The sequence below is a fragment of the Micromonospora sp. C28ISP2-4 genome (assembly GCF_030519385.1).
Lineage (GTDB): Bacteria > Actinomycetota > Actinomycetes > Mycobacteriales > Micromonosporaceae > Micromonospora > Micromonospora tulbaghiae.
Genome location: NZ_JAUMKG010000005.1, coordinates 322,280 through 336,662, shown reverse-complemented (window position 1 = coordinate 336,662; position 14,383 = coordinate 322,280). Strand labels below are relative to the sequence as shown.

Here is a 14,383-nt window from a genome sequence, read left to right as displayed (position 1 = left end):
TGAACCGGGGGTAACATCCGCGCCATGGCACCCGTCACCCACCCCGGCGCCTGCCCGCTGGACTGCCCGGACACCTGCGTCTGGCAGCTGACAGTCGACGACGGCCGGGCGGTCGCGTTGCGCGGCGACCGCGACCACCCGTTCACCAGGGGCGCGCTCTGCGGCAAGGTGAACCGCTACCTGGACGCGGTGAACGGGCCGGACCGGCTCACCACGCCGTGGGTCCGCACCGGCCCGAAGGGCGCCGGCCGGGTCGCGTACCGGCCCGCGAGCTGGGACGAGGCCCTGGAGCGGGTGGCCGCCGGGCTGCGCGCGAGCATCGAACGCGACGGCCCGGAGTCGGTGCTGCCCTACTACTTCGCCGGCACCATGGGCCTGGTCCAGGGCTGGACCATGGGCCCCCGGCTCTTCGCCCACCTGGGCGCGTCCCGGCTGGACACCACCATCTGCACGGCGGCGGCGCGGGCGGCGCTGCGCTCGCTCTACGGCGCCTCGGTCGGCTTCGAGCCGGAGTCGATCGTCGAGGCGGGCCTGATCGTGCTCTGGGGCGCCAACCCGCTCGTCACCAACCTGCACCTGTGGCCGTTCGTGCAGCGGGCCCGCGAACGCGGCGCGTACGTGGTGACGATCGACCCGATGCGCACCGACACGGCGACCCGCAGCGACGAGCACGTCGCGCCGCTACCCGGCACCGACGCGGCGCTCGCGCTCGGGCTGATGCGGCACGTCCGCGACGCCGGGGCGGCCGACGAGGCGTGGCTGGCCGCGCACACCACCGGCTGGCCGGAGTTGGCCGCCCGGCTCGACGACTGGCCGGTGGAGCGGGCCGCCGCCGAGTGCGGCCTGCCGGTCGAGACCGTACGCCGCCTCGGCGACCGGATCGCCACCACCCGGCCCACGGCGGTACGGGTCGGGCTGGGCCTGCAACGGCACCACGGCGCCGGGCAGGCGATCCGGGCCATCTGCGCGCTGCCGCTGGTCACCGGCGACTTCCGGTACCCCGGCGGCGGCGCGCTGGTGACCACCAGCGGCCACCACCCGGTCGACAACGGCCCGGTGGTCCGGCCGCCCGGCATGCCCGCCCCGCCGGCCCGCTCGCTGAACATGAGCCGGCTGGCCGCCGTGCTCACCGGGGAGGCGGACCCGCCTGTCACCTCGCTCGTGGTGTTCGACGCCAACCCGGCGGCGACCGCCCCGGACCAGGCCCGCCTGCTGACCGGGCTGCGCCGCGCCGACCTGTTCACGGTCGTGCTGGAGCAGCGCTGGACCGACACCTGCGACTACGCCGACGTGGTGCTCCCGGCGACCATGCAACCCGAGCACCTGGACCTCCAGACGTCCTACGGGCACCACTACACGACGCTGAACCTGCCGGTGACCCGCGCGCCGGGCGAGGCGCTGCCGAACACCGAGATCTTCCGGCGGATCGCCGCCGCGCTCGGCGTGGACCACCCCGCGTTCTCCGACAGCGACGAGGACCTGGCCCGGCAGTTGCTGGCCGGTGCCCCGATCACGTACGAGGAGCTGCGCGAGCGCACGTACGCCCGGCTCACCGGCGTGCCGGTGGGTTCCGCGCCGTACGCCGACGGTGGTTTCCCGACAGCGGACGGGCGGGCCCGGCTGCACGACCCGGCGCTGGCCGCGCTCGGCGTGGACCCGCTGCCCGGGTACACACCACCGGCCGAGGCGGCCGACCCGGAGCTGGCCCGCCGGTATCCGCTGACGCTGCTCACCCCGGCCAACCGCTACCTGATGAACTCCACGTTCGCCTCGCTGCCGTGGCACACCCGCCGCGCCGGCCCGCCCCGGGTGCACCTGCACCCGGCCGACGCGGCGGCGCGGGGGCTCGCCGACGGCGACGCGGTACGCGTGCACAACGACAGGGGCGCGTTCCTCGCCGCGGTCGCCGTCGACGAGGCGGCCCGGCCGGGCCTGGCGTTCACCTACAAGGCGTACTGGGCGCGGCGCAGCCCCGGCCGGTCCACTGTCAACGCGGTCACCGGCGTCCGCGACACCGACCTGGGCGAGGCGCCGACGTTCCACGACTGCCGGGTGGAGGTCGAGCCGGTGCCGGCCGCGCTGCTGACCGCCGAGCCGCCCGCCGACGAGGTCGCCGAACCCGTCGCGGCCGGGTGATTCGGGACCTCCGGCCCTCGGACCTGGTCTTGCGACCCTGCTCCGGCCCGTCGCCGCCACCTAGCGTCGGAGGCGGACAACAGGGAGGTTCGCCATGCGTACGTGGCAGGTGCAGGACGTGATGACCAGGGACGTGGCGGCGGTACGGGAGGGCACGGCGTACCGGGAGATCGTCGACGTGCTGACCGAGCGGCACGTCACGGCGGCGCCGGTGGTGGACGAGACCCGCCGGGTGCTCGGCGTGGTCTCCGAGGCGGACCTGATGTACAAGGTGGAGTTCCTGGGTCAGCCCCGGGAGCGGCGGATCCTGCCGGACCGGCACCGCCGCGAGGCGCGGGCGAAGGCCGGCGCCACGCTCGCCGCCGACCTGATGACCGCTCCCCCGGTCACCGTCGCGCCGGACGCGACGATCGTGGAGGCGGCCCGGCTGATGGACGCGCGCGGCGTGAAGCGGCTGCCGGTGGTGAACGACCTCGGCCGGCTGGTCGGCATCGTCACCCGCGGCGACCTGCTGAAGGTGCACCTGCGCCCGGACGCCGGCATCCGGCGCGACGTGGTCGAGGAGGTGCTGTGGCGCAGCCTCGGCGTCCCCGGCGGGGTGGTGGACGTGACTGTGGACCGGGGCGTCGTGACGCTCACCGGCCAGGTGGAGCGCCGGTCCACCGCGCAGCTCGCGGTGCGCCTGACCCGGCAGGTCAGCGGCGTGGTGGAGGTGGTCGACGCGCTCGGCTACGCGATCGACGACGCGCCGATGGCGGCGTTGCGCGTGGGCGGCACCCCGGCCGGCATCGCCTGAGCCCGGAGGAGACCCGGTGGGCGCCGGTCCACCCGGCGCCCACCGGTGTCACTCCTGGGCGAGCGCGTCCAGCATCAGCGCGGCGGTCCAGCTGAATGCCGGTGAGCCGAGACCGGCGCCGGTGTCCGGGTGGAAGTACTCGTGGCAGCCGGCCCGGTCGACCAGGTCGAGCAGCGACTCGCGCAGCCCGGCGGCCAGGTCGGCCCGGCGGTGGGTACGCAGGCCCTGCCAGAGCAGCCAGCCGGTGTTGATCCAGCTCGGGCCGCGCCAGTAGCGCAGCGGCTCGAAGTCCGGCGCGGTGCGGTCGTACGTGGGCAGCGGCCGGTCCATCCGGGCGGCCAGCCCGAAGCGCGGCGAGCACGCCTCGGCCAGCAACGCGGACACCTGCGCCGCGGGCAGCTCGGGCAGCGCCAGCGGCATCAGCCCCAGCACGGTCCGGGCCGGCACCAGCCGGTCGGCGCGCACGTCGCGGGGGCGGAACGTGCCGGTGACCGGATCCCAGAGGCGGGTGACGAGCGCCTCCGTGATCCGGGCGCCCCGGTCGCGGTGCGGCCCCGGATCGGCGCCGATGACAGTGGCGATGCGCGCGAGGGCGTACTCGGAGACGCCGAGGGCGGCGTTCACCAGTGGGCACTCCACCAGGAACGGGTGCCGCCCGAGCAGTCCCTCGTCCCGGTAGCGGCCGGCCCGGTAGCTCTCCACCAGCGCGACGTAGCGCGCGTAGTCCAGGTCGGTGGGGCGCTGCGCCGCGTCGGCGTGCGCGGTGTCGTGCCGCCGGTACGCCCGCATCACCGCCTCGTCGGCGGGGACCGCTGCGAGTGGCGCGTCCCAGGCGGGGCTGTTGTCCAGCCCGGACTCCCACGGGTGCACGATCGACGCCAGCCCGCCGCCGCCGGTGTCGCGCCGACCGGTCAGGTAGCGCTGCTGCGCGACGAGCCGCGGGTAGAGCCGCCGCAGCGCGGCCACCGACGCCTCGCCGGGAGCGCGGCGGTGCACCAGCCAGGCGGCGGGGGCGTGCACCGGCGGCTGGACGATCCCGGAGGTGGCCCGGGCCGGTGCGCCCTCGGCCCGCGCCGAGTCCCAGAACTGCGGCCCGGGGAAGTACCGCCCGGCGCGCGAGGCCGGGTTGAACACGATGTGCGGCACCCGCCCGTCGACCCACTGCGCGGCGAACAGCGTGCGCAGCTCCCGCCAGGCCCGGTCGGGACGGACGTGGGCCAGGCCGATCGCGATGAACGCCGAGTCCCAGCTCCACTGGTGCGGGTAGAGCGTGCGCGAGGGGACCGTGTGGTCGTGTTCCCAGTTGGCGTCCAGGGTGGCCAGCGCCAGGCGGCGCAGCCGGGCGTGGCGGTCGGCTCCGGCGCGTACCCCGGTGGTCAGCGTCATGCGGCGGCCCGCCGGGGACGGGCCTGGGCCAGCGCGGTGGCGGCCTGGCGCAGCGCGGCGACGGGCTCGCCGCGCAGCCGGCACTCCAGCGCCAGCCAGCCGGTGTAGCCGATCGCGTCGAGCGTGGCCAGCAGCGCCCCCCAGTCCAGGTGCCCGGCGCCGGGCTGGTGCCGGTTGGAGTCGCTCACCTGCACGTGCCCGAGGTACGGCGCGGCGGCGCGCAGCGCGGCGTGCGGGTCGTCCTCCTCGATGTTCATGTGGTACGTGTCGGCGGCCACCCGCAGCGCCGGTGACCCGACCGCGCGGCACAGCTCGACCGCCTGGTCGAGCCGGTTGACCATGTGGTCCTCGTACCGGTTGAGCGGCTCCAGGAACACGGTGACCCCCTCGGCGCGGGCGTGCCCGGCCAGCTCGCCCAGGGCGTCGACGAGCACCCGCAGGTCACCCTCGGCCGAGCGGGGTGGTTCGAACGGGGGCAGCCGGCGGGAGAACATGCCCCACGCGGCCGGGGTCATCGCGCCGACGCCGCCGAGTTCGGCGATCACCGACAGCTGGGAGCGCAGGTTGCGCACCGCGTCACGGGAGCGGTCCGGGTCGAAGTCGCCGATGAAGTGGTCCATCTCGACGCAGACGGTCGGCATGACCACACCGGCGGCGCGGGCGCGGCGCAGTTCAGGCAGCCGCCGGGCCAGGTCGAGGTCGCCCCGCCCGCGCAGCTCGATGCCCTGGTAGCCGAGGGAGACGGCGAGGGCGTACTTCCGGGTCAGGTCGGTGCCGGGAAGCAGTTGTTCCTGGCAGGCAAGCGGAATGTCCATCAGAACCTCAGCACCACTTGGAGGACGTCACCGTCACCGCGGTCGAGCAACGCCAGGGCGTCGGCCACCGCGCCCGCGTCGACGACGTGGCTCACCAGCGGCAGCGGGTCGACGCTGCCCTCGGCCACCAGGTCCATGAAGGTGTGTGCGATCCGCGTCCCGGACCACCGGCCGGCCGTGCCGGGTGCCGGATCGGGCCCGGAGACCTGGGCGGCCACGAGCTGGATCCGGTTGTGGTGGAACTCCTCGCCGAGTTCCAGCCCGTGGGCGTACCCCTGGTAGAAACCGGCCGCCACAACGCGGCCGGCGTGGGCGGTGGCGCGGATCGCCTCGTGCAGCGCCGGGTACGACCCGGACAGCTCCAGGCAGACGTCGGCGCCCCGGCCGTCGGTGGCGGCCCGCAGCGCGGCGGCGGGCGACTCGGCGCCGGCGTCGACCACCCGGCGGGCGCCGAGCCGCACGGCGTGCGCGAGCCGGCCGGGCATCCGGTCGACGGCGACCACGCGGGCGCCGGAGAGCGCGGCCAGGCGCGTGCCGAGCAGCCCGATCACGCCCTGCCCGAAGACGCCCACCCAGTCGCCCAGGTGCAGGTCACCGGCGAGCACGGCGGTCAGCGCGATGGCACCGGGCCGGGCGAACACGGCGGCGAGCGGGTCGAGGCCCGGCGGCAGCGGATGCGCCGCCGCCGCGGGGAGCACCGCCTCGGCGCGGTGCCCCCAGATGCCCCAGACGAGCTGGCCGGGTCGCCGCCCGGCCACGTCGGGGGCGACCTCGACGATCTCGCCGACCTCCTCGTATCCGAAACCCACCACCGGGTACGCGGGCGTGGCCTGGCGGGGCACGAACATGCGGCTGCCGGCGTCCCAGTCCTTGCGCAGGCGCGGATTGCTGCCCCGGTAGAGCGTCAGTTCGGTGCCGGCGGAGATGCCCGAGTAGCGGGTGCGGACGCGGATCTGGCCCGGACCGAGCCGGTCGGTGGGGCAGGGCTCCAGGCGTATGTGCCGGGGCCCGGCCAGAGAGACAACCCAGTTGCTCATGGCGTCGCTCCGAGGGAAGTGCCGACCCCGATTCTAACCCAAAAAATGGGCATATGTGATTAGATCGATGAATCGATGGGTATTAGCGGCAGGCCGTGCTCTTTCGAGAGGAGTGCCACCGATGTCATCACCCTCAACGCGGCGGTTCGCACTAAGCCTGATCCTGGCACTGGCCGGGACCGGCGTGGCCGCATGCAGCGACGACGGGCAGAAATCCGACAGTTCGCGGATCACCGTCTGGAGCCTGGAAGACGTGGCGGACCGCGTCGCCGCCACCAAGGCGATCATCGCCGACTACACCGCCAAGACCGGCGTCCAGGTCAACCTGGTCACCGTCAACGAGGACCAGTTCCCGTCCCTGATCGCCTCCAGCGCCGCCGCCGGCGACCTGCCCGACGTGGTCGGCTCGGTCTCCCTGGCCGGGGTGCGCACGCTGTCCGCCAACGAGCTGGTCGACGCCGACGCCAACGGCGCGGTCGTCGACCGGCTCGGCCGGGACACGTTCACGCCCCGCGCGCTGGAACTCACCAGCGACGGCGGCAAGCAGCTCGCCGTACCGAGCGACGGGTGGGGCCAGCTGCTGGTCTACCGCAAGGACCTGTTCGCCGCCGCGGGCCTGGAGGCGCCCGACACGTACGAGAAGATCGCCGCCGCGGCGGCGAAGCTGAACACCGGCGGCGTCGCCGGCATCACCGCGGCCACCTCCCCCGGCGACGTGTTCACCCAGCAGACGTTCGAGCACCTGGCGCTGGCGAACAACTGCCGGCTCACCGACGACTCCGGCACTGTCACACTCGACTCCCCCGAGTGCGTCGAGGCGTTCCGCTTCTACGGCGACCTGATGCGGAACAACTCGGTCAAGGGCGCCCAGGACGTCGACACCACCCGGGCCACCTACTTCGCCGGCAAGGCGGCCATGCTGATCTGGTCGCCGTTCATCCTCGACGAGCTGGCCGGGCTGCGCGCCGACGCCCGGCCGACCTGCCCGCAGTGCCAGTCCGACCCGGCCTGGCTCGCGAAGAACAGCGGGTTCGTCACCGCGATCAAGGGTCCGAACGGCACCGAACCGGCCCAGTACGGCGAGGTCAGCTCCTGGGCCGTGCTCGACGGCGCGGCCGACCCGGCGAAGTCGTTCGTGGAGTACATGCTCTCCGACGGCTACCCGCGCTGGTTCGGCATGTCGCCCGAGGGGCGCTTCCCGGTGCGTACCGGCACGCCGGAGGACAAGCAGAAGTTCCGGACCGCCTGGAACACCAGCCCGGCCGGCGTGGACACCAAGAAGCCGCTGTCCGAGGTCTACGGCGAGGACGTGCTCGCCACCCTGCGGAAGAGTCCGGACACGTTCCAGCGGTGGGGCCTGACCGAGAACCAGGGCAAGCTCGTCGGTGCCATCCTCGGTGAGCTGCCCGTACCCAAGGCGCTCGCCGACGTCGTCGGCGGCAGGTCCGACGCCCGCGCCGCCGCCGAACGCGCCCGCAAGGACGTCGAGGCGATAGCCAAGGGCGTCAATTGACCACCACCGCGCCGGAGGCCGGCCGCTCCCCCGCGCCGGAGCGACCCCGCCGACCCGGCCGACGCCCGCTGACGCTGCGCCGCCGCGAGTCCCGTGCCGGGCTCGCGCTGGTCACCCCGACCCTGCTCGTCGTGCTCGCGGTGATCGGCATACCCATCGTCTGGACGGTCGTGCTGGCCTTCCAGCGGGTACGCCTGGCGACACTGCGCAAGACCGGCCTGTTCGGCGAGCTGACCCTGGACAACATCGACCGGGTGCTGCACACGCCCGGGTTCGCCGACACGCTCTGGACCACTGTGCTCTACAGCGTCGGCGGCACCGCGGGCTCGATAGTGGTGGGCCTGGTGGCGGCGCTCGCCGTACGCGGGCCGTTCCGGGGCCGCACGCTGGTACGCGCGTCGATGCTGCTGCCGTACGTGGCGCCGGTGGTCGCCATGACGTTCGTCTGGCAGGTGATGCTCGACCCGCAGCTCGGCATCGTCAACGACTGGGGGCGGCGCTTCCTCGGCTGGGACTCCCCGGTGCCGTTCCTGTCCCAGGAGTCCACCGCGCTGTGGACGGTGATCGCGTTCGAGGCGTGGCGCTACTTCCCGTTCGCGTTCCTGTTCCTGCTGGCCCGGCTCCAGGCGGTGCCCGGCGAGCTGGAGGAGGCCGCCCGGGTCGACGGGGCGACACCCACCCAGCGGTTCCGGCACATCCTGCTGCCACAGCTCATGCCGGTGATCGCGCTGATCGGCGTGCTGCGGTTCATCATGACGTTCAACAAGTTCGACGACGTCTACCTGCTCACCGGCGGCGCGGCCGGCACCGAGGTGGTGAGCGTCCGGGTCTACCAGTTCCTCACCGCCCGCACCGACATCGGCGCCGCAGCCGCCCAGGCGGTCGTGCTGGCCGTGGTGCTGCTCGTGTTCGTGGCGATCTACCTGCGCTTCTTCGGCGCGCGACGGGAGGCGTGATGGACCGGGACCGGATCGAGACGGTCAGCCTGCGCTGGCTGCGCCGGCTGGTGATCGCCGGGTTCCTGGTGGTCACGCTGCTGCCGTTCTGGTACATGCTGGTGCTGTCGGTACGCCCGATCGAACGCCTGCTGCTGGAACCCGGCTCCCTCTGGGTGCCGTTCGGCGAGCTGACCGTCGCCACGTACGCGGAGGTGCTGAAGTCCGTCTCCGACGGCGGCCAGGGCTTCCTCACGTTCATCCGCAACAGCGGCCTGGTGGCGCTGGCCGCCACCGCGCTCACCCTGGTGGTCGCCATTCCCGGCGCGTACGCGGTGTCCCGACTGCGGTTCTTCGGCCGCCGGCAGGTCAGCGCGCTGTTCCTGGCGGTCTACCTGTTCCCGTCGATAGTCATCGCGATCCCGCTGTTCGTGGTCTTCACCCGGGCCGGGCTGCGCGGGTCGCTGACCGGCCTGGTGCTCGTCTACATCTCGCAGACGCTGCCGGTGTCGGTCTACATGCTGAAGAACTACTTCGAGACCATCCCGATCAGTCTGGAGGAGTCGGCGGCGATCGACGGCGCCGGCCGTCTCGGCATCATCCGCCGGGTCAGCCTGCCGCTCGCGGCGCCGTCGGTGATGGCTGTCGCGCTGTACGACTTCATGATCGCCTGGAACGAGTACCTGTTCGCGCTGCTGTTCCTGGTCGACCGACCGGACCGGTGGACCGTTTCGCTGGGACTGTCGCTGCTGGCCGACGGCGTCGAGGTGCCCAAGACCGTGCTGATGGCCGGCTCGGTCATCCTCACGCTGCCGATCGTGGTGCTGTTCTTCGCCGGGGAACGCCTGCTCACCGAGGGACTCACCAGCGGAGCCGAGAAGGGGTGAGCGTCCGTGCCAGGATGATCGGGTGCGAGCATCACTGGAGGACCGGGCCGGTGCGCGGGCGGCCCGGCTGCTCACCGAGGCGCTCGCCCCGACCGTCCTGGTCACGGCGCTGCCGTTGATCGCCGCCGCCCGGGTCAGCCGCTCGGCGGGCCAGTTCCTGCTCTGGGGCGGCATCGCGCTGACGTTCTGCGCCGTCATCCCGATCGGCGTGCTCGTGCACGGCGTCCGCCGGGGGCGCCTCACCGACCGGCACGTCGGTGACCGCACCCAGCGGGCCCGGCCGCTGTCGATCGGGCTGGCCTCGGTGGCGGCCGGGTTGCTGCTGCTGGCGGCGGTGCGCGCACCCGCCGAACTGTTCGCCGTGATCGTCGTGGTCTTCGTGGTCGGCGCGGCCTGCGCGCTGGTGAACCACTGGTGGAAGCTGAGCATCCACGCGGCGGTCGCCGCCGCGACCGTCGCCGTGCTGGTGCCGCTGGCCGGCCCGGCCGCGAACCTCGGCTGGGCGCTCGTCGCGGCCGTCGGCTGGTCCCGGGTGCGGCTCGGCGACCACACCTGGCCGCAGGTGCTGGCCGGCATCGCGCTCGGCGGGCCGCTCGCCGCCGGCACGTTCCTGGCGCTCGCCTGACCCGCTCGCACAAGATCAGCTACGGTGGCCTCATGGGCAAGCCGACCCGCTGGGTGACCGACACGAAACCCGGCCACTCGCAGTGGTACGTGGACCGCTTCCGCCAGCTCGCCGCCGAGGGCGCCGACCTGGCCGGTGAGGCGCGGCTGCTCGACGCGCTCGTACCGCCCGGCGCCCGCGTCCTGGACGCCGGCTGCGGCACCGGTCGGGTCGCCGCCGCGCTCGCCGCACGCGGCCACGACGTGGTGGGCGTCGACGCCGACCCGGCGCTGGTCGAGGCGGCCCGCGCCGATTACCCCGGCCCCCGCTTCCTGGTCGCCGACCTTTCCGAGCTGGACCTGGCCGCCCAGGGCGAGGCCGAGCCGTTCGACGCCGCGGTGCTCGCCGGCAACGTGATGGTCTTCGTCGCCCCGGGCACCGAACGCGACGTGCTGGCCCGCGTCGCCGCGCACGTACGCCCGGACGGCCTGGTGGTGGTCGGCTTCGCCACCGACCGCGGCTATCCGGTGGCCGACCTGGACGCCGACGCGGTGGCCGCCGGGCTGCGCCCCGAGCACCGCTTCGCCACCTGGGACCTGCGGCCGTGGCGCGACGACGCCGACTTCGCGGTGAGCGTGCTGCGCCGCCCCGCCGGCTGACCCGCTGCGCTGTTCCCGGCCCGGCTCGGCTCCGGCCCGGCTCGGCTCCGGCCCGGCTCGGCTCCGGCCCGCGCCTGTGCGTCCGGGCCGGACGCCCGGCGCTCAGGCGGGGACGGCGACCGTGCGGGCGGCCTCCGGGTCGAGCGGGCTGCCGGCCGGCAGCAGGTCCACCAGGCCCGCCGGAAGCCGCGCCGGGCGGACGCCCGCGTACCCGAGCATGCCCGGCACGTCGGCGCCGGTCAGTGCGTACCGCCGGCCCAGGTCCGTGATCACGCAGATCGCGCCGCCGGTCGCGCCCGGCGCGGGCACCGCCTCCACCAGCGCGCCGCGTCCCGGCTCGACCACGACCTCGTCGGCGAGCCCGGTCCGGCCGCCCGGCGTGCGCGCGGCGGCGGCCGGGTCCGGCGCGGTGACGCCGAGGCGGAGCTCGCGTACGCCGGTGTCGTCGCCGGCCCGCGCGCAGAGCGCACCCTCGGCGGCGGCCAGCCGGGGCGGTACGGCGGGCGGCGCGGTCGGCCCGCCGGGCACCAGGCCGGGCAGCTTCGGCAGCGCGGCGAACCGGCCGAGCGTGATCGGTTCCGGGTCCCGCTGGCCGGTGCGGGCCAGCAGCAACGCGGCCTGCAACTCGGTGATCGCCGCCAGCCCGCCCCGCTGGGCCACCGCGTACTGCCGTCCGCCACCGGAGTTGCGCACCAGGTAGACGTCGCCCACGCTCGCGCCGGTGACCCGCTCGGACGGCTCGCCGAGGTCGTCCACCGGCGGCGGCGCCAGGTCGGCGCCGGCCGGGAGCGTGTTCAGCAGCGCCGCCGCCACCGGCACCGCCCGTTCCCGGGTGGCGGCGAGCGCGGCGAGCACCCGGTCGGTGTCGCGCAGCAGATAGCGCCGGTCGTGCCAGAGCAGGTGCAGGCCACCGTCCGGGTGCCGGGCGAGCAGGCCCTGGTCGCCGAGCGCCCGGCCGCCGGTGGCCTCCCGCCCGATCAGCAGCACCGAGCGGGCCTCGCCGCGCCCCGCCGCCGGGCGTCCGGTCTCCGCGCGCCCGGCCTCGTCGCCCGCGACCGAGCAGAGCGTCCAGGCGTCGCGGACGAGCCGGTTCGACGCGGGCAGCGAGTCGGGCGCGTCGGCGATGCCGAGCGGCAGGCCGCGCGGCACCCCGTCGATGGCGCGGCGGCTGACCAGCACCGTCTTCGGCCGCTCCGCCCCGATGATCAGCAGCGCGGAGGCGTAGTTGAGCACCGGGTGCAGCCGGTCGTCCCGGTAGACGAACCGCGCCCCCGACTCCTTCTCCACGATCACCGCGCCGGTCTCCCGCCACGAGTCGCCGCCGCCGGTGAACAGGCCGTAGAGCGCGACGCCGCCGAGCGCGATCGCCGCGACCAGGACGCTCGCCAGGCCCGCCCCGGCCAGCCGGCGGAACGGCGACTGCGGCGGGTCCGTCTCCCGCATGACGAGCGCGGCGACCGCCCGCTGGACGGTGAACTGGTACGAGTGGAGCTGGTCCTGCCGCGACGCCATTCGTGTCCCTTCCGCCGGGATTCGCCGGCGCACAGGATAGACGCTCCGTCACTCCCCCGAAGACCCTCCGTGTCCCCTCCCCCGGCTCCCACCCCGTTGATCTTGCACTTTCCGCCCCGGCAAAAGGGGCTCAACGGGCAGAACGCGGGCCGCAAGTGCAAGATCGGCGAGGCGAGGGCGAAGCGAGGCGGGGGTGAGGCGAGGCGGGGATGGTGGCGGGCTGGGTACCCCCTGGGGTATGTTTGGCGGCAGGAGGTGCGACGTGAAGCTTCGACCTGAGATGACCGGCGACGCGCTGACCCGACTCAAGCGGGCCCGCGGGCAACTCAACGCCGTCATCGAGATGATGGAGAACGGCGAGGACTGCCGCGCCGCGCTGACCCAGCTCGCCGCGGTCTCCAAGGCCATCGACCGGGCCGGGTTCAAGATCATCGCCTCCGGCATGCGCTACTGCGACGCCGCCCGGCAGGCGGGCGAGGAGCCGGAGATGACCGAGGAGGAGCTGGAGAAGCTCTTCCTGTCGCTGGCCTGACGGCGCCCGCCTGACCGGCTGAATTCCACCCGGGTCGCGTGACCGCGACGCGGGTGGGTAACACCTGCCTGGAGACCCCAGGCCGTAGACTGTCCCGCATATACCCCCCGGGGTATATAGGCAATGAGAGGAAACGGCATGACCCTCGACGTGTCCGTCATCGCGACCTCCTCGCTCGGCGACCGCAGCTACCTCGCCTCCGACGGCCGGGTGGCGATCGTGGTCGACCCGCAGCGTGACATCGACCGCATCCTCTACCGGGCCGGCGCCGAGGGCGTACGGATCACCCACGTGGTCGAGACGCACATCCACAACGACTACGTCTCCGGCGGCCTGGAACTGGCCCGGATCACCGGCGCGCGGTACCTGGTGGCCGCCGCCGACACCGTCGACTTCGACCGGACCCCGGTGTCCGACGGCGACACCGTGCCGGTGTCGGACACCATGCGGCTGCGGGTGATCGGCACCCCCGGCCACACGTTCCACCACCTGTCGTACGCGATCGACGAAGCCACCGACGGCGGCTGGACGCCGGCCGGCGTGTTCACCGGCGGCTCGCTGCTGTTCGGCACCACCGGCCGTACCGACCTGCTCGGCGAGCAGTACGCCCACGATCTGGCACACCACCAGCACGCCTCGGCGCGCAAGCTGGCCGACCTGCTGCCCGACGGCGCGCAGGTGTGGCCCACGCACGGCTTCGGCAGCTTCTGCTCGGCCAGCCAGGCCGACGCGCCCGAGTCGACCATCGGCCGGGAGAAGGAGGTCAACCCGGTGCTGCGGCTGGCTGCCGACCAGTTCGTCACCGAGACGCTGGCCGGGCTGGACGCCTACCCCGCGTACTACGCCCACATGGGCGTCGCCAACGCCGCCGGTCCCGCCCCGGTCGACCTCACGCCCGTCGCCCGCGCCGACGCCGACGAGCTGCGCCGTCGCATCGCCGCCGGCGAGTGGGTGGTCGACCTGCGCCACCGCAAGGCGTACGCGGCCTCGCACCTCGCCGGCACCGTCAGCCTCGGGCTGGACGGGCCGATGTCGACGTGGCTCGGCTGGCTGATCGACTGGGGCGTGCCGATCACGTTCCTGGCGCAGACCCCGGAGCAGGTCGCCGACGCCCAGCGGGAACTGGTCCGCATCGGCATCGACCGCCCGGCCGCCCAGGCCACCGGCGAGCCCGAGCAGTGGACCGCCGACCCGTCGCAGCTGCGTGAGCTGCCGGTGGCCGACTTCGGCGCGCTCGCCGCCGCGCAGGCCGGGAACACCCCGGCCGGGCTGCCCGAGCCGCAGGTCGTGCTCGACGTGCGGTTGACAAACGAGTGGAGGGCCGGGCACATCGACGGTGCGGTGCACGTGCCGCTGCCGGACGTGCCGAAGCGGCTCGCCGACATCCCCGCCGGGACGATCTGGGTGCACTGCGGCTCCGGCTACCGGGCCACCGCCGCCGCGTCCCTGCTCGCCAACGCCGGCCGTGACGTGGTGCTGATCGACGACTCGTACGGCCGGGCCGAGGCGGCCGGCGTACGCATGGCGCCCACCGCCTGACCTCTCCCCGAGCGCCCGGCCGGCGTGCCCGC

Annotated in this window: 13 protein-coding genes; 9 read left to right on the top strand and 4 right to left on the bottom strand. The window is 74.4% G+C overall.

What is annotated here, in order from left to right; all coding sequences use genetic code 11:
* The first annotated feature begins 24 nt into the window (after positions 1–24).
* Together Q3W68_RS20460 and Q3W68_RS20455 are read left to right on the top strand one after the other, a co-directional pair.
* Positions 25–2,136, top strand: a complete 2,112-nt coding sequence (locus tag Q3W68_RS20460) for a molybdopterin-dependent oxidoreductase (RefSeq protein WP_302906977.1) — start codon at positions 25–27, stop codon at positions 2,134–2,136.
* A gap of 94 nt (positions 2,137–2,230) precedes the next feature.
* Complete coding sequence (locus Q3W68_RS20455) at positions 2,231–2,932, top strand: CBS domain-containing protein (RefSeq protein ID WP_302906976.1); 702 nt, start codon at positions 2,231–2,233, stop codon at positions 2,930–2,932.
* Between the two features lie 48 nt (positions 2,933–2,980).
* Here Q3W68_RS20455 and Q3W68_RS20450 read toward each other — a convergent pair whose 3' ends face one another.
* From Q3W68_RS20450 to Q3W68_RS20440, 3 genes are read right to left on the bottom strand one after another with little or no spacing between them, the layout of a single operon-like run.
* Positions 2,981–4,318: a hypothetical protein gene (locus Q3W68_RS20450; protein WP_302906975.1), complete on the bottom strand. Its 1,338-nt coding sequence runs from the start codon at positions 4,316–4,318 to the stop codon at positions 2,981–2,983.
* Entirely contained in the window at positions 4,315–5,133 is an 819-nt protein-coding gene (locus tag Q3W68_RS20445; RefSeq protein WP_302906974.1) for a sugar phosphate isomerase/epimerase family protein, read from the bottom strand. Before Q3W68_RS20445 ends, Q3W68_RS20450 begins: the two co-directional genes overlap by 4 nt.
* Complete coding sequence (locus tag Q3W68_RS20440) at positions 5,133–6,170, bottom strand: zinc-binding dehydrogenase (protein WP_302906973.1); 1,038 nt, start codon at positions 6,168–6,170, stop codon at positions 5,133–5,135. The genes Q3W68_RS20445 and Q3W68_RS20440 overlap by 1 nt, the downstream gene beginning before the upstream one ends.
* A 121-nt stretch (positions 6,171–6,291) precedes the next feature.
* Here Q3W68_RS20440 and Q3W68_RS20435 point away from each other — a divergent pair, with 121 nt between their 5' ends.
* The 5 genes from Q3W68_RS20435 to Q3W68_RS20415 are packed head-to-tail and all read left to right on the top strand — an operon-like array spanning position 6,292 to position 10,768.
* Positions 6,292–7,683: an ABC transporter substrate-binding protein gene (locus Q3W68_RS20435; RefSeq protein ID WP_302906972.1), complete on the top strand. Its 1,392-nt coding sequence runs from the start codon at positions 6,292–6,294 to the stop codon at positions 7,681–7,683.
* Entirely contained in the window at positions 7,680–8,639 is a 960-nt protein-coding gene (locus tag Q3W68_RS20430) for a carbohydrate ABC transporter permease (RefSeq protein ID WP_302906971.1), read from the top strand. Before Q3W68_RS20435 ends, Q3W68_RS20430 begins: the two co-directional genes overlap by 4 nt.
* Positions 8,639–9,505 (top strand): carbohydrate ABC transporter permease, encoded by an 867-nt coding sequence (locus tag Q3W68_RS20425; RefSeq protein WP_302906970.1) that lies wholly within the window; start codon positions 8,639–8,641, stop codon positions 9,503–9,505. The genes Q3W68_RS20430 and Q3W68_RS20425 overlap by 1 nt, the downstream gene beginning before the upstream one ends.
* Before the next feature lie 22 nt (positions 9,506–9,527).
* Entirely contained in the window at positions 9,528–10,130 is a 603-nt protein-coding gene (locus Q3W68_RS20420; protein ID WP_302906969.1) for a phosphatase PAP2 family protein, read from the top strand.
* 32 nt (positions 10,131–10,162) lie between these two features.
* The gene (locus Q3W68_RS20415; protein WP_302906968.1) at positions 10,163–10,768 is read left to right on the top strand and encodes a bifunctional 2-polyprenyl-6-hydroxyphenol methylase/3-demethylubiquinol 3-O-methyltransferase UbiG; all 606 of its coding nucleotides are present in this window, start codon (positions 10,163–10,165) and stop codon (positions 10,766–10,768) included.
* Positions 10,769–10,870: 102 nt separating this feature from the next.
* Here Q3W68_RS20415 and eccB read toward each other — a convergent pair whose 3' ends face one another.
* On the bottom strand, positions 10,871–12,280 hold the full coding sequence (gene eccB, locus Q3W68_RS20410) for a type VII secretion protein EccB (protein ID WP_302906967.1): 1,410 nt from the start codon (positions 12,278–12,280) through the stop codon (positions 10,871–10,873).
* Between the two features lie 262 nt (positions 12,281–12,542).
* Between eccB and Q3W68_RS20405 the strand changes: the two genes are divergently transcribed.
* Both Q3W68_RS20405 and Q3W68_RS20400 read left to right on the top strand, forming a co-directional pair.
* Complete coding sequence (locus Q3W68_RS20405) at positions 12,543–12,812, top strand: metal-sensitive transcriptional regulator (protein WP_120570221.1); 270 nt, start codon at positions 12,543–12,545, stop codon at positions 12,810–12,812.
* A gap of 138 nt (positions 12,813–12,950) precedes the next feature.
* Positions 12,951–14,351: an MBL fold metallo-hydrolase gene (locus tag Q3W68_RS20400; protein ID WP_302906966.1), complete on the top strand. Its 1,401-nt coding sequence runs from the start codon at positions 12,951–12,953 to the stop codon at positions 14,349–14,351.
* Positions 14,352–14,383 lie beyond the last annotated feature (32 nt).